The sequence below is a fragment of the Bacillus sp. FJAT-26390 genome (assembly GCF_001682865.1).
In the GTDB taxonomy this organism is placed as follows: domain Bacteria; phylum Bacillota; class Bacilli; order Paenibacillales; family Paenibacillaceae; genus Pristimantibacillus.
In genome coordinates, this window is the sequence record NZ_MAQX01000011.1 from 380,593 (window position 1) to 397,103 (window position 16,511).

At 43.4% G+C, this 16,511-nt stretch carries 13 protein-coding genes; 1 reads left to right on the forward strand and 12 read right to left on the reverse strand.

Annotated elements, in window-relative coordinates:
- Nucleotides 1-198: 198 nt before the first annotated feature.
- From A7975_RS13370 to A7975_RS13380, 3 genes are all read right to left on the reverse strand, one after another.
- A complete protein-coding gene (locus A7975_RS13370; RefSeq protein WP_065385413.1) occupies nt 199-1,593 on the reverse strand; it encodes an ABC transporter substrate-binding protein in 1,395 nt (464 codons plus the stop codon).
- A 122-nt stretch (nt 1,594-1,715) separates the two neighbouring features.
- Nucleotides 1,716-2,552 carry a carbohydrate ABC transporter permease gene (locus A7975_RS13375; RefSeq protein WP_065385414.1) on the reverse strand — a complete coding sequence of 279 codons (837 nt, stop codon included), beginning with the start codon at nt 2,550-2,552 and terminating at the stop codon, nt 1,716-1,718.
- Nucleotides 2,553-2,570: 18 nt separating this feature from the next.
- Nucleotides 2,571-3,509, reverse strand: a complete 939-nt coding sequence (locus A7975_RS13380; RefSeq protein ID WP_065385415.1) for a carbohydrate ABC transporter permease — start codon at nt 3,507-3,509, stop codon at nt 2,571-2,573.
- A 277-nt stretch (nt 3,510-3,786) separates the two neighbouring features.
- Here A7975_RS13380 and A7975_RS13385 point away from each other — a divergent pair, with 277 nt between their 5' ends.
- Complete coding sequence (locus A7975_RS13385; protein WP_065385416.1) at nt 3,787-5,247, forward strand: MFS transporter; 1,461 nt, start codon at nt 3,787-3,789, stop codon at nt 5,245-5,247.
- A gap of 85 nt (nt 5,248-5,332) precedes the next feature.
- On the opposite strand, the gene A7975_RS13390 is transcribed toward A7975_RS13385, so the two are convergent.
- The 9 genes from A7975_RS13390 to A7975_RS13430 all read right to left on the reverse strand — a co-directional run bounded on the left by A7975_RS13390 (nt 5,333) and on the right by A7975_RS13430 (nt 16,380).
- Nucleotides 5,333-5,962 carry a hypothetical protein gene (locus A7975_RS13390; RefSeq protein ID WP_231637561.1) on the reverse strand — a complete coding sequence of 210 codons (630 nt, stop codon included), beginning with the start codon at nt 5,960-5,962 and terminating at the stop codon, nt 5,333-5,335.
- Between the two features lie 118 nt (nt 5,963-6,080).
- Nucleotides 6,081-6,731, reverse strand: a complete 651-nt coding sequence (locus A7975_RS13395; RefSeq protein WP_065385888.1) for a formylglycine-generating enzyme family protein — start codon at nt 6,729-6,731, stop codon at nt 6,081-6,083.
- A 59-nt stretch (nt 6,732-6,790) separates the two neighbouring features.
- A complete protein-coding gene (locus A7975_RS13400; protein ID WP_065385417.1) occupies nt 6,791-7,159 on the reverse strand; it encodes a DUF4180 domain-containing protein in 369 nt (122 codons plus the stop codon).
- 87 nt (nt 7,160-7,246) lie between these two features.
- Complete coding sequence (locus A7975_RS13405; RefSeq protein ID WP_065385418.1) at nt 7,247-7,903, reverse strand: TetR/AcrR family transcriptional regulator; 657 nt, start codon at nt 7,901-7,903, stop codon at nt 7,247-7,249.
- A 141-nt stretch (nt 7,904-8,044) separates the two neighbouring features.
- Complete coding sequence (locus tag A7975_RS13410) at nt 8,045-11,362, reverse strand: carbohydrate-binding protein (protein WP_369688921.1); 3,318 nt, start codon at nt 11,360-11,362, stop codon at nt 8,045-8,047.
- Between the two features lie 98 nt (nt 11,363-11,460).
- Nucleotides 11,461-12,750, reverse strand: a complete 1,290-nt coding sequence (locus A7975_RS13415; RefSeq protein ID WP_082198180.1) for a glycoside hydrolase family 125 protein — start codon at nt 12,748-12,750, stop codon at nt 11,461-11,463.
- Nucleotides 12,751-12,801: 51 nt separating this feature from the next.
- Nucleotides 12,802-13,689 (reverse strand): carbohydrate ABC transporter permease, encoded by an 888-nt coding sequence (locus tag A7975_RS13420; RefSeq protein WP_065385421.1) that lies wholly within the window; start codon nt 13,687-13,689, stop codon nt 12,802-12,804.
- Nucleotides 13,690-13,698: 9 nt separating this feature from the next.
- Nucleotides 13,699-14,649: an ABC transporter permease gene (locus A7975_RS13425; protein WP_141680292.1), complete on the reverse strand. Its 951-nt coding sequence runs from the start codon at nt 14,647-14,649 to the stop codon at nt 13,699-13,701.
- A 96-nt stretch (nt 14,650-14,745) separates the two neighbouring features.
- On the reverse strand, nt 14,746-16,380 hold the full coding sequence (locus A7975_RS13430; RefSeq protein WP_053377199.1) for an extracellular solute-binding protein: 1,635 nt from the start codon (nt 16,378-16,380) through the stop codon (nt 14,746-14,748).
- Nucleotides 16,381-16,511 lie beyond the last annotated feature (131 nt).

The following is a 16,511-nucleotide window of genomic DNA, read 5'->3' on the forward strand; positions in this document are numbered from 1 at the left end:
CTATGGTTATATTTCATTTCCGCTTATCGCTCGCTATATCTCCCATTATAAGGACCTAGCTCCTTTACCGTTAGTACGATTTTTGACTTGAAGGGTAATATTTTGACCTTCTCCTTCCGAAGCCGCCTATCAAAAATAAAAAAAAAGCGTTCCGGATGGGCAGAAACACCCCTCCTGAACACTTTTCTCTCGTTCCTCTTACTTCGTATTCTCTTTAATGATCTTCGTTGCTTCGTCAACCATTTGCTTCTGAATATCATCGATGGATTCATTTCCAAGCATAAATTTACTGAATGAGTCCGCTTGTACTTTCGCGAGCTGGGAGCCGAAAGTCGTTACGACCTGAGAGGCCTCCAAATATTCAATCTTATCGCTGAACAACGAGTTTTTGAGCGAATCCACATCGTACATCTTCGCATTGCCTCCGATCAAGCGATCAATCAGCGGTTTCGGATCGGATTTTTTCCAGCCGGAGAATTCCGTTTTAAACTCGGATTCCACCGTCGTCAAGAAACGCATGAGCTTGAAGGAAGCTTCTTTGTTTTTGGATGTAGCTCCAATTGCCAAGTGGGAGCCTCCAACGAAATATTTGCCGCCCTCGTAATCCTTGGGCTCTGCAGAAGCCGGCGGCAGAGGAACCGGCGCGAATGCCGTCACAAAGTCATGCGGATATTGCTCCAGGTTTCCTGGATCAGGAACCATCCAGCTGCCTGACAAAATCATTGCCGCATCTTCGTTGAAAAACTCCGTACGATAGTTCAGCTTAGCTGCAAGCACGTCAGCATATGGCTTCGCCGACTTGTCGACCGCTTCCATGTCTTTGCGAAGCTGGAAAAAATATTTGTACGTTGGATCGGAATAATTCGTCGTGCCGTCCTCGTATCGGAAAGGATTTCTTACAACGGTCTGCGCAGGCGGATTCATGTACAGCTCCCATGTGTGGAAGTAGCTGCCGTAACGCTTGTCCACGCCTTCTCCCTTGTTAAGTTTTTTCGCATATTCACGGAAATCATCCCACGTCCATCCGTAAGTTGGAACCGGCAGGCCAGCCTCATCCAGCGCATTTTTGTTCATCAAAATGAATTGATAGCTGGTCGTGTTCTGCATGCCATAATAATTGTCGTCGATTTTCGGATTCACGAAATATTCGTCTTCAGGGACAAGTCCTTCCGCTTTATAATAATCGTTCAGCGGAGCTAGCGCCCCTCTTGAGGCTCTCTCTATAACAGCATCAAGACTAGGGACGCCGATTACGTCGATCGCTTCCCCGGAGGAAATGAGGAAGTCCAGCTTCTTCAGCATCTCTACCGAGTTGCCGGGAACAAGAACGATATGCTCAACCTTGATGTTCGGATTCTCTTTCTCAAACTGATCAAGCAGCGCCCTTGTATTCGGCGATGTCGATTCATTATCCCAGTTGTAATATTTGATCGTAACCTTCTCATCGGATGGAGCTTTCTTGTCTGATGATGCATTTGGCGATGCGGAACCACCTTTGTTCGAATTGCCGGAATCGGAATTGCCGCAGGCGCTCAATACGGTAACGATAGCCAGCATGATGCTCAGTAGTAACATGGCGCTTCTCTTCTTCACTTGCTATTCCCCCTTGTAGACATTTGTAATAACTGCTGTCCTTAAAATGAATTATAGGTTTTAGCGCAGATGCCGGCGTGTACAATTTTTAGGTGGTTGGAGAAAATATTTGACTTTTTCGCTTAACCTTTCACGCCGCCTAATGCGATCCCGTTAATGACCTGCTTCTGCAAAATAATAAATACGATGAGCAGCGGTATGATCGCGGATAGCGAAGCCATCATCATAATGGCGTAATTGTTCGTGTAATCGTCCCGGAATAGCGCCATGCCCAGCGGAATGGTATACAGATCCTTGTCGAGCAGGAAAATAAGCGGATTCTGGTAATCATTCCAAGTCCAGATGAACTTGATGATCGCGACCGTCGCAAGCACCGGCTTACAGAGCGGAAGCATAATCGACCAGAAGATTCGGAAATAGCCCGCACCGTCAATTTTCGCCGCTTCAATAAAATCATTGTTAACGCTAATCATGAACTGCCTTAGCAGGAACGTGAAATAGATGGAAAACATGTCCATAAGAATAAGCGCCGCATGCGTATCATATAGCCCCATCCAGCGAATAAGCATAAACCGCGGAATCAATGTCGCTTGGGCGGGTATGATCATATAAGAGATTAGCATCAGGAAAACCATGTCTCTTCCCTTGAAGCGCAGCTTCGTGAAAGCATACGCAGCCATGGATGAGAATACGAGTGTAATCAGCGTTACGGTCAATGCAATTTTAATCGAGTTGAAGTAGAAATGGTAGAATGGCACATTCCCCATCCACACCGTTTTGAAATTGTACACTACATTGATCGATTCCGGTATCCATTGAATCGGGAAGCGCATCACGTCTTTCTCAAATTTGAAAGCGGATGACAGCATCCAGATGAACGGCACGAGGAAGAAAATAGAAAGAGCTCCCATTAGGATGGTTACAATAATCTTCGATACGTTTTTTTTCAGAACGAGCATCTTATTCCCTCCCCTTAGTTAGGCCGTGTCTTCTTTTCGCATTTTCCATGTTGCTGCCGTGATCAAGCCAATAATGGCGAACAGCAGCCAGGAAATGGCGGAAGCATAGCCCATGTTGTAATTTCGGAAGCCCTCTTCATAGATTCGGAATACGACAACGGTCGATGAATTATGCGGGCCTCCTTCCGTCAGGAAGGCAATAAGATCGAATACTTTGAATGAGCCGATCAGCATCGTTATGAACAAGAAGAAGGTCGTAGGACGCAGCAGCGGTACCGTTATTTTGAAAAACTTCTGCAACGAGGATGCCCCGTCAATATCTGCAGCTTCATATAAGTCGGCGGAGATATTCGTCAGTCCTGCCAAGTAAATAATGATCGTATAGCCTATGCCTGCCCAAGTGCTGATAATGGCGATTGATACTAACGATGTCTTCGGATCGACGAGCCACTTCGGCGGATTGTTGATGCCTATATCCATCAAGAACTGGTTAATCGGCCCCAGCGACGGATGCAGAAGGGCGCTCCAAACCGCCGCAATGGCAATGATAGATGAAATGTACGGCAGAAAAAAAACGACTTTGAAATAATCCTTGCCATACACCTTGGAATGAATGAGCACGGCGAGCACCAGCGCTATCCCTATGGAAAGGGGAACCGTCAGCACGGTGAACAGCAGGTTGTTCATGAGCGCCTTGCCTATCGTAATGTCTTGGAACATCTTGACGTAGTTGTCTATGCCGATAAATTTAATGCCGGATAGTCCTGATAGTAAATCCCAGGAGGAGAAACTCAAATACAATGAAAATACAAGCGCAAACACGTTGAGCAGCAGCATGCCCACGATTTCGGGCAAGAGGAACAGCCAGCCAACCAGCGCTTCCTTTCGACCCGGTGTCCAAAACTTTTTTGGACTTTTCAGCCGTTCATCCAATCCAGCAGATCTTGTAGCATCCACCTCGAATCACCTCAGCAATCTGTTATGTTGGCATAATCATAATGGAATTGCCGTGTTTTCAAAGGATCGATTATGACATCGAAGGAGTAATATTTTGACCTTGGCCATTGAAAATAAAAAAAACGGCATCTCTGCCGCTTTCTTATACGTTTATGGTGCATGCTGGAAGGATTCGAGCGAAATGTTCAAACCTTGTTCCATTCTGACCTTCTTTACTCGCCTCATAACATGTTAGAATAGAGCAATCCAATCAAAATACAATTTAGGAGCATAATAAGTGAAGGCACATCCCATTTACATTTTACGTATTACTGGTCTTTTAGATGGTATTTCATTATTAGTATTGCTAGGTATCGCTATGCCCTTGAAATATATTTGGGGAATAGACAAAGCCGTAACGATTGTAGGCAGCATCCACGGCGGGATTTTCAGTGCATATGCGCTAACCATCCTTTATGCGGCCATTCGGGTAAAGTGGAATCTTCTTTGGCCTGCTGCGGCGGTAATCGCGGCTTTTGTACCGTTTGGCAACTTTTTGCTGGACTGGAAGCTGAAGAAGGCGCAAGTCCAATATCCTATTCGGCCTTTTAACTATGCCCTGCTTGTGTACAGCATCGTGTTTTTTTCCTTTTTTGATTTATTCTCGCAGCTGCCCGTCATGAGTACATTTGCGGCTTCCGTCGGTGCCAGCTCGTTTATTGTAGGTTTTGTCATTGGGCTATACTCGTTAGCCAATACGGTTGGCAATATTTTATCCGGCATTCTGACGGACAAGATCGGTCCTTTCAAAATACTGATGGCCGGATTGCTCTTATCAAGCGGCGCCCTGCTGCTTTATCATTTCGTCGATCAGCCTTTATTTTTGATCGCTGTTCGAATCATCCATGGTTTTGTGGCCGGCTTGATTGTTCCAGCTGCTTTTACCTTTTCTGCGAATACGACGATAAATGAACAGCAAGGCAAAAAAGTCGCTTTCACCGGTACATTTGTAGGACTAGCCGCCATTATCGGACCGGCCTTCAGCGGAATTATGGCCAGCAAAACCTCCGTTCCATTCGTTTTTACATGCGTTGCAATAATGGGTTTTGCACTTGCCATCCTGTCCGCTATTTTTCTTGGCAAATATAAAATATCGAAAAAAGAAAAGGACGATACCGGCGTTCAACCAGCAGGCTCGCTCTTCAATGGCGGTGTTTTAAAAGCTTACGCCGGCGCTTTTTTCTTAATGTTCTCACAAGGCGTTATCGCTTATTTGCTTCCTTTGCATGTTCAAACGCTCGGTTATGATTCGAGATTAAGCGGCACCTTAATGAGCACCTTTGGGATCATTGCCGTACTCCTATTCGTACTTCCTACAAATCGAATTTTCGATCGGATCAAACCGTCCAAAACGCTGGCTTTAGGCATTGGTTTAATGGGAATAAGCCAGCTGCTGATCAGCCAATCAACGACGACATTGGCTCTTTACTTCGTGTTAGGACTATATGGCGTAGGTTTTGCTTTTTTGTTCCCTTCTATTAATACGATGCTCATCAAATCCACGCCGCCTGCGCTGCGCGGCAAAGCTTATGGTTACTTCTACGCCTTCTTCTCGCTAGGCGTTGTTGCCGGATCTTCCGTGCTGGGCTGGCTGAATTTTACGATCGTTGAAGGATTTATGTTCACAGGAATCATTCTGCTGCTCTTCGCTGCTTTCGTTGTTTATAACAAGCAAAGAGAGCATGCTTTGAATCACTAGTGCTGTATTTGAAACGGAAACGGAAACAGCCACGTCCCGAGGACGTGGCTGTTTCCGTTTCACTAGTTAAAATTGACCGTGCCTGTTATTCCAAGCCATGTTCGCTTCGGATGTCATACAATCCTTGAATGAGCAGCTCTCCAGGGTCGCGGTTCAACTGCAAATAGGTCAACAATAGGTGCAAAGGGATCGCGCATACATTATTTCCATCTGTAATCGTTGGAAATCCAGCTTCAAAAACCGGGCCATGTTCTTCGTTCCAAGCAAGTCCCGCATGTACCTGCTCTGGTGCAAACTCTTCCGTTACTGCTTTTATACACTGCGGAACGAGTATTTTGTCAATGATCGCTTTAGCTTCATCTTCGTTTGTAGCCGGTTGCGGAAGTACTTTTCCACCCTCTACCTCCATAAGATCGACGAAGAAGGAAGACATCCAGAGTGCAGGATCATTGCCCGATTGGAATCTGGCGACCAACTCGCGCAGAAAAAAGCCGCATGAATATACGCTATCCTGTTCATCCTTCACATGGAATATAAAAACCGGGCCATAAGGATCCAAATTCAGCGCTTGTCCTTCAACATCGTTAAAGTGCATTTTTAAAGCTACGAGACCGTTATGATGAACAGCCTTTAGAAGCTCCGTCCATTGCTCCTCGGACATGACAGCTTCCTTGCTGTTTGCTTCTTCATTTGTTGTCTCATTGTTCATTTTCATAGTCCCCGCCTTCTGCAAATCTATTATGGATTACCACAATTGCTTACATCTATTATAGGCATGTGTCCGTCTGACTAGCAATCACCATACTCTAGCAAATTTATTCATTTTTGAATGGCTATAATGACAGCGATCTGGCAAGGCGAAAGCCAAGATCATCAATGCGAAACGTCGGGTGACTGCGGCGGCGGCACGTTGCTCCGCAGCCTCTTGCCTCTTCCGCCCAGCTGCCGCCGCGGAAAATTCTATAGGAATCGTATACTTTCACATCGTATAAATCCCAGCACCATTCCCACACATTTCCCAGCATATCATAGAGACCCCACGCATTCGGCAGCTTTTTACCTACCTCATGGATCAAGCCTCCTGAGTTTCCCTGATACCAAGCTATTGCATCAAGCTCGCCGTATTGATAAGCATTCGTTCCTGCTTTACACGCATACTGCCATTCCGCTTCCGTAGGAAGTCGATAGCCATTTGCCCCTTCGTTACAGATGACCTTCTCGCCATCATCGCTTATGGAGTAACATTCCGCTAGACCTGCACGCTGAGATAGCGTATTACAAAAGGAAATCGCATCCCGCCATGAGACATCCACAGCCGGAGTCTGAGGATGTTCATTAGGCTCAACCGTCTTTTCCAATATCGAGAAATATAACGCTTTCGTAACCGGAACCGGAGCAAGCAAAAAAGAATCCAAATGGACCTTCCATGTCGTCTTTTTCCGATCGTCCCTTAATTCAATTTCACCTGCACAAATCTTGATCATGGGATACTCAGCATGAATATGCTGCAAGTTTGGCACCTAGCTTCCTCCCGTTCTGTCTTCTACTTCAACATGCTTAACTTTTCAATCGCTTGTCGTTCGGTCGGCAGGAAAAAGAAATCGGTTCCGTTATTACATTCATAGATGAAATCACGCAAGCTTTTGCTGGAATACATCGAAAAATCTCCAACAATGGCGATCTTCACGTGATAATTGGTAAACTTCTGCAAAATATCGCCTGCAAGACGTGTTTTCAAATCAAAAAAGCTCTCGCTTAGCAGCGATTTGTTTATCACAATACGATCTGTGCCTGCTTCATAATGCACGGTTGCCATAAAATCCAATGCTGACTGCACATCTTCTATTAAAACCTCGCCGCTGCTCACGATCGCAATATTTGCCCCGCCAGCTTCAATACTCTTAATATTCATAAATATCCTCCTCTATGTTTTGGACATGAGACAAGCACTATCCTTTCGATCAAAATCCGGCTTCGTCAGCATGCGCTTTGCTTATTGTCAGCGTCCATCAGTAAACCTTCTCACATAATCATCACAAATATAGCGGTTATCCTCGCCATTTATTGGCGGTATGTTCGCTACTCTAAAGAAGCTTAGACCTACCACCATCGCTAACAGACCATATGCCGCGCTTTGTGAATCTTCTACACGCATATGCCCTGTCATTTTGCCGTAATCAAAAATCTTGGCTATGCCCTGGAGATCAGCCAAATAGCTCTTGGATACAACTTCCTGCAAATTGCGATCCAACACGGCTTTTGAGAAAAACTGCAGGAATAGCTTTGCTTGATCTTCATGCGGGATAAACATCTTATCGATTCCATCAAGCTGCGAAACATTAATCCGCTTTCCCGAGTCGTCGCTATATGGCGGTAGTATATGATTCAAAGTAACGTCCATCATTTCCACGGCATTCATTGTATGTTCAATTTCAGATTCTATCTTAAGGCCATAATAGGCCATAAACGACTTGAACGCTTCAATCGTCAAATTATCCTTATTCTTAAAATAATAAGTGACAACGCCCTTTGAACAGTCGGCATACTCTGCAACCTTATCGAGTGTCATGCCATCTATCCCGTGAATGCTTATGCAAGTTAACGTGGCGTTAATGACATCGGCTCGGCGCTTCGGTTCCATTCCTAGCTTGGGCAAAAGAGTTCACCTTTTTCCTTATTTTATTTATACTGTACAGTCGGAATAAAAAGAGTATACGAAATGATTACCACTGTTGTCAATTACAAAGAAGAACCTCACTGTGTATGAAAACAGTGAGGTTCTTTCATTAGACTTAATCTAATTTGAACGGATATTGTCCCAGAGCGCGATTAGTGCTTGAGCATCCGAATTCAGAATCGCTTTGGCATGTTCTTTAACGTTATGATTTAAAGCTTTTTTATTTAAGTGCTTTATAAAATCCTGCATATGTTTAATCGCATTTTTCTGTTTCCCTTTATCCAGTTGATGCTGAGCCTGCGCAAGTGCATTCGTAAGCTGCGGGATCATCGCTCCACTTAATTCGCCTGAGTCCTTGAAACGAGTTATTAATTTTTGCATGGAATTTATACTCGTTGCAACATTAAATTTAAATGTTTGCTGAAGCTTGTTGCCTGAGTAATCCTCTATTGCAACTGCAGCCGTCTTATTTCCTAAATTTCCGGCCATATCGATGGCTATTTTGTCCTTTGCCTGCGCATTAATCGTGTATGGTTTGCCATCAATTGTAATGATTGCTGATTTGATAACGGATATGCTGCCTCCTATTTTGAAGGTTAAAGCCTTATAATCTTCAAAAGATTCGCCCTCTTTTAACACCTTTTCGTTTGCAGAAAGTGAAAATGAAAGCACATCCTTTTCATTTATCCTGATTCCCTGTGATTCATTTCCTGACTTATCTACAGTCTTTATAAAGATTGTGTAGCTTTCGCCCTTTTCAATTCCAGATATAACCGCCGTTTGTATGCCTCTATTAACCTCTATTGCCGCTCCAGCCTGTTGTCCTTTGTTTAATAAAGAGATTTTCACCTTTTGACCATCGATATCATATGGACCATCCCAATACAATTTCATCTGGTCATCGCCACGAATGATCTGAACATTTTCCACTTCTCCCGGAGCAATATGGTCCTCCACAGGTTCAATAGGGGGAGTTGGTTCTGTAAATACGGCAGGATCGCCGAAAGTGAATTTATCAAGGTTGTATAACCAGTCATCTCCTTTAAATAATAGGAAAACAATATGTTTCCCCGTTACAGGAGCTGTAATATCCGCAGAGACCACCTTGAAGTTCTGCCAACCGCCTGTTCCTGAAACCGTACTTGTAGCTATAACAGGGCCATTCATGCTGTCCACTCTTACTTCTATCGTTCCTCCGCCTGTGTCGGTTGCTGCATTAACGGTAAACTTAGACGGGCTTGTGCTTCCAAAATCAATGTAATTATACATGGCATAGGGTTGATTAGGGCCATATATTCCAGCTAGGTAGGTTTGGCCTCCGCCATTTTCTGTACCGAATCCTACGCCGCTCGTATATTTTTCAGCCTCCAGCTTGCCATATGCGTCCTTAGCTTGCCCTTTCACCGTTGAAAAGGAGAACCAATCCAAATTACTAGGGAAGTCGCTTCCATCTGTCCCATGGAACACGAGATATAGATCATGAATACCTACCGCTTTGGTATCGTCAATATTAGACATGATGTCCACCCAGTTATCCCAATCTCCTAATGCCGGAATCCTGATTTCACCTACGGTTGGGCCGTCCAGGCTGTCCAGCTTAACTTCAATCGTGCCGCCTTGATTGCCGCTTGATACATGAACGGTAATGCCAGCGGCGCCTGTTCCAAAGTCAATTCCTGTATAAGAGGCATAAGCGTTGTTATGAATGCCTTCTAAAAATCCTCCGTCCGCATTTTTACTTAGACCGGAGCTGCTGTCGAAATTTCCAGCCTTAAGCCTTGTGTATGCATCTGTTCTCGTTGGATCGGTCGCGGTGAATTTAAACCAGTTTAAGTTAAACAAATATTGATCATTCGTTTTGGTGAAGACCAGAAATACATCATGTGTTCCTGTTATAGCACTTGGATTTCCTTGATCATCCTTAAGAACAGTAACGGCATCCGAATAATTATTCCACCCGCCAGTTCCTTGTACGTTTAAAGTGCCGACTTTAGGTCCATTCAGGGAATCAAGCCTTACTTCGATATTTCCCCCGCCTGTTCCGCTTGCCGCTCTTGCAATAAATCCAGTTGCACCGGTAGATCCAAAATCCACATTTTTATATGCGGCATACATTCCGGGCTGAATTCCTCCCAGCTGCATGGATCCTTCCTTGCTGTCCTCCATAACAAATCCAGTACCGATATTATACTTTTCCGCTTCTATTTTTTTGTAAGGGTCTTTAACCGCATATTGTAAAGCCACATCCTGTGATTCTAGAACAGTCAGCGCTTCAACCGCACTGGATGATGACCAAGATTCATAAGTTCCGGCAAGCAGCTGCCCTGCCCAGTTACCATCAATAATATTGTCAGCATTTCGATTGTTCCATGCCATTTGCGCATTGAACGCAAGCCAATATTTCAATTCGCTCCTAACCTGCTTGTATGCACTTTCGCTTCTCTCCATTAAAGCAGCTTGAAGATAGGCCAAATTGCGAATTAATATCGTTTTACCGCCCTTTAAGTCCCCATTCGGTCCTTCATAGTTCAACAACTGGTTTGCGTCAACTAAATGATCTTTGGTAAAGTTAGCAGCTTTCACTGCATCATCCAAATATACGGTGCTTCCCGTTATTTGATACAATCCTACTGCCGCGCCAATGAATGTGCCCTGGTTGTAATGAGTTGCATCAGGAACAGCGCCTCTTTCAAGCTCAATGCGGTCAAATACTTTGCCATTGCCGTCCGTAAGCATGGTCTTGCCCCATTTGTAGATACGGTTAGCTGCATCTAGATAATGATCATCCTGAGTAATGTTATACATGAAAACAGCTGCTTGGGCCGCTGGGAAATTAATGCATGAATTTTTTGTGTTATGCTCGCTATTCATCCACCAGATGCCGCCGTTTGCAAAGTTGTCATCCCATTGCGTATCGTATACAAAGTCAAAATAATACTTGGCCTTATCCAAATATTTCGGATCCTTCGTTATTTCGTAAGCCCTTGCGGACGCCATCGCCCACCACATGATGTCATCATTAAAATGATTGTTTGTCCAATCATCTCCATACTTAACTACTGTGCCATCGAATATATCGTCAATCTGCGTTCTAAGCTTAGCTTTCAAAGCAGGATTAGAAGTATGAACATACGCATCCATTACCATCTCCCAAAGCTCCGCTTCCACCCAGAAGCCCTGGTAGCTGTCACCATGGTTGGAATTCGTCCAAAAATATTTTGCGTTGCTATCCCAAAACTTGGCGTTAAATGCCTCCATAGCGGTGTCTGCATCGGATGAAGTAAATGCATATGCTTTTGTACTTCCAGTGGCAGACATTGAAGCGAAAATGAGTGAAAATGCCAAACATAACACTAATAACGTAGATGGTTTCGTTTTTTTCAGTGCCATAATCGTAATATTGCCTCCATTTCGGCTCCGCATGACCGCAGCGGGCATATATGATATAAAGCGCTTTCATAAATACTATAATATTCATACTAATCTAATGTCAATATATAATATTAATTAGATTAGTATGTCAATATACTATTTAATTATGATTTGCTGATTTCCAGCCCGCATACGCTTAATATAAACTCAACAAACATGGCATTTGACCAAGAAAACCATTCTCTCGTAAATGCATCGGGATTGTCCTTGTGAAATCCTTCATGGACCAAATGGGTTCCAGCGTCTGTTCGTTCAAACATGTCCAGTATTTCGTTCTGCTCCGATTCATCGATAGCGGTCATTCCTTGAATGGACAAAGCGATATGCCAAATGTAATGCTCCGGTGTGTGCGGACTTCCGATCCCCTTGGCATACTTGCCTTCATAGTAATAAGGGTTTCTTTGGCTTAGAATCATCCTTCTTGTATTTAGATAAACAGGATCATCTTTTTTGCAGTAATCCAGATAGGGAAGGGAGAGCAAGCTCGGTACATTCGCATCGTCCATGATGTTGACCTGCCCTAAACCATCGACCTCGTAGGCATAAACCGGGCCGAATTGTTCATCATTTAGGACTGCGAATTGCTCAATGCCTTGCTCGATTTCATTCCGAATGGACACAATCTCCTGACCCAGGCTCTGATCGTGAATGAACAAATCATTTATTTCCTCCAAGTACTTCAACACGACCACGGCGAACATATTCGAAGGCACCAAATAACCATACTTGCAGGCATCATCACTTGGCCGGAACCCTGACCATGTCATCCCTGTATATGCTACTTCGCTGCCTTTTCCGCTTCTTTCCAAAGTATCTGTGGCAGGACAATTTTCTCGTTCAAAGGTGTAATTCGATTGCTCCATATGGTATTGCTCGGTCCGCCAAACTTTCAAAACTAACCGCACCGCTTTTTCAAAATCGGGAGTAAAGTGTCCCGTTTCACCTGTGTTTTTCCAATATAAATAAGCTAATTGAATAGGATAACACAAGGAATCTATTTCATATTTTCTTTCCCAGATCCATCCCGACATCTCAGTCTTATCATTTTGGTGCCCTTTGCCATTATCAAACTCATTAAACGCATTGGCATACGGATCTCTTAAAATGGATTGATATTGGGTTTTTAAAACCCCTTCTATTATTTTCTTAAGGTCGGCATCCTGTGCCGCCAGCATTAAATAAGGCCTGAGCTGATTCACGGAATCTCTCAGCCACATGGCTGGAATATCTCCGGTCAGCATGAATACCGTTCCATCATCTTCATGCCTGTGAATGGTTGTTTCCAGTGTATTCTGATAGCAGCTTTTGAACATTTGAATGATTTTAGGGCGATCGGACATTTTATCGGTAATATATTGAATGATCTGTTCTTCCGTATGGTTATGCATTATCATTCTCCTGTACTGTTAATTATCCATTTTATCCGCAGCGAACTTCGTGTTTACCTATTCCTTTACCGATCCCAAGACGATTCCGTGAATAAGGTACCGCTGCAGGAAGGGATAGATTAATAAAATAGGAATCATGGATACTAAGATTTTTGCCGAATTCAAGGTGACATTGGATATCTTGTTGAACTCCTTAAGCTGCTCAACCGTAAGATTCTGGATTTGATCCCGCGTCAGGCTAAGCTGCTGAAGATAGGTCTGCAAAGGAATTTTGTTGCTGTCGTTGATTAAAACAATCCCGTCAAAAAAATTGTTCCAGTGGCCTACGATGGAAAACAAGGCAATGGTAGCCAAGCTTGGCAATGAAACAGGAAGAAAAATATGAAACAATATTTTCAGTGGTCCCGCTCCATCCATAAATGCAGCTTCCTCCAGCTCCTTAGGAATCCCTTTGAAAAAATTCATCAGCAAGATGACATTAAATACCGGGACCGCTCCGGGTAATACGAGAGCCCAGATGGAATTGATCAGCCCCAGATTGCTAATGACCATAAACCAAGGGACAATGCCGCCGCTAAATAACATCGTAAATATGATAACCCACATATAAACGTTTCTTGATTTAAACTGCTTGATGCTTCTAGACAGCGGGTAGGCCATTAATATGGTCAAAACCATATTCAGGCTGACACCAAGAACGACACGCTCCACCGAGACAAGAAATGCCTTCCAAAATTTCGTATCATTTAATATCTTTTCGTAGGAGGAGAAATTAATATCTACGGGGATAAAATAAACCTCTCCTGCATTTACAGCCGTACTGCTGCTAATCGAAATGGCGATCGTATTAACCATCGGAACGATAGATACAAAAGTGATCATTAACAATGCCGTTATGATCAATATGCTTACAAACCTGGACCCCAGGGCTTTGGATTGTACCATGTTTACCTCCTAAAAAATCTTATACCCGGCGTATTTTGCAGCTAACCTATAGGAGAGAATGATTAAAACAAAACTGATGACAGATTTCATTAAACCTATGGCTGTGGCAAACGAATACTGCATATTGATCAGACCCATGCGGTACACAAAAGTATCGATGATATCGCCTGTTTCATATACCAACGGATTATAGAGATTGAATACTTGGTCAAACCCTGCATTCAATACATTTCCCAGACTCAAGGTGCCTAGTAAAACGATGGTTGGAAAGATTCCTGGCAGCGTTATGCTTCTGATCTGCTTCCAGCGATTAGCGCCATCAAGCGCAGCCGATTCATATAATGCCGGATTAATTGCTGTCAACGCAGCCAAATAAATAATGGTCCCGTAACCAAATTCCTTCCACGTATCCGTTAAAATAAGCAGAGGTCTAAACCAGGTGTTGCTTGCCAAAAACATAACTCGTTCCAGACCCAAAAATTCAAACAAACCGTTTACCATGCCGTCGTATGAAAAAATCATGGAAAGCATGCTGCCCAAGACAACCCATGACATAAAATGCGGTAAATATACAATGGTTTGAACCGTACTCTTAAAGACTTTAAGCCTTACTTCATTTAATAGCAGGGCAAAAACAATGGGTACCAGTAAGCCGAGTAAAATTTTCCCTATCGCGATTACAATCGTATTGATGAAGATTTGCTTGCTGTCGGGCAGTTGAAACATATAAGTGAAATTGGCGAGGCCTACCCAGTCGGAACCCCCTATCCCTTTCGCAGGGATAAATCGTTGAAACGCCATCACGGCTCCAAACATGGGAATGATCGAGAAAATAAACAGCATGATCATTCCGGGCAACAGCATGAAATGATAAACGATACCGTTTGACCAGTTCCGTTTTTTATGTATGTGATTGAGGGGCTTTTCCCCGCTGGTTACAGGCATATCCACTTGCGCCATTTTCGCATCACATCCTTTTATCTAAATTAGTGAACTCGCTCGCTTCCGCTACACGAAAATGTTCAGGTGGAGTCATCCTCCACCTGATGCTGCTGCCTATTGATTGATCTCTTTGGCGATTTCATCTCCGCCCGTACGATGCCACGTATCAACAAACTTATCAAACTCGTCAATCTTGGCTTCACCCATAATAATTTTCAGAATCACTTCTTCTTCCATTTTTTTGAGATTAGCCCATTTCATCTTCATCGTTTCGGTTGTTCCATAAAAACCGCCAGGAATCACTTCAAGGTTCTCATTGTTCGCTTCCCGCTGGCCTTCAATCCGGGATAAATATTCACCATAGGTATTGGCGTCAATATCATTTCCCTTTTCTTTAAACGCCTGATAGGCACGATAGGACACAATCCGATCTTCCTGGATCGTGGACTCGTCTCCAGATTTGTCTGTTGCCATAATGTCTTCATAGTAACGCTTTAATACATCGTCATAATCCACTTGCATCGGAATTTGGGTAGGGTCATTATTCCATCTGCTTGCGTCCGTCAACAATTCATCCGAATGCTCTTTTTTGTATTGCACGGCATCATCGGTCATCGAATATAAAAAGTCTGTTGTTAGATTAATAGATTTCATAATCGCTTCTGGATGCTTAAACCCTTTTTTCACAACGACGATCCCGCCGCCGATTGGATCTTGGCGAATCGTCTTAAATTTCCCGTTGTCATCCACTGGTGCAGATACCGCTATCCACTCGGCTTCCGGATTTTTCTTAATGGAATCCTTATAGTTCGTATATCCGATCCACCAAGGATTAAATAGCATGCCTACTTGGCCGTTAATTACCAAAGCTTCTTTTTCTTCGTTTGATCTGACTGCGAATTGTTTATCGATAAGTCCCTCTTTGTAGCGCTCACTCAAATCTGCTAACGCTTCTTTCATTTCAGGCTGAACGGACCCGTATACGACTTGTCCATCTTTACCTGTAATCCATTGAGCCGGAAACGCTTGATGCGCTGCAAAAACAGGCGAAAAATTCATAGCATTCTGATCCATGACAAATCCTACCGTTTTCCCCGTACCGGAAGCGTCTTTTTCCATAAAGGTTTTAGCCAAATTCCAGACATCATCCAAGCTTTTTGGTATTTCAGCTCCAACTTTATCAATCCAATCTTTTCTTATCCACAATAGCTGGTGCTGATTTCCAATATTCGTCATTGGAAGTCCCATAATTTTGCCGTCTACCTTCACTTGATCCAATAATAAATTGCCATAAGAATCGTAAATTTTCTTAATTCCCTCGGATGCTGTTTTTTCATAAACCTCCGTCATATCGGCAATCAGATCATTATCGACCAATTGATTGAAAATTTCCCGGTTGACCAGCATAACATCAGGCAAATCACCGGTGGTCATCGAAAGGGATAATTTCTGGGCCATATCATCTGTCTCCCAAGCAACCTTCGCTTTTACGTTTACCCTGTCTTCCACATATCGTGTAGCAAGGTTATTTTCGATCGTATCCCCTTCCGGCAAATTATTTACATGATTTGTATTTCGGCCAATCGTAAATTCGACAGGCGTTTCATATTTTCCGTAGGGATTATAATCGTTTTCGTTGACCGGACTTGCTGCTTCATTTCCGCCATTCTTAGTACTGCTGCAACCGCTCGCAACCAGCAAACTTATACAAACGGCCATGATTACTGCGAATCTCCTGCTTTTCCCCATTATTTATTAGCTCCTTTGCTTATTTATATTTAAATTGTATGCGCTATCAGAAAAAGCGTATATGCAACATTTTTCTTTTCTGTAGCACTTTTTAGTGTTCTATCTTCCTTTATCGACAATAAAAAAACCGC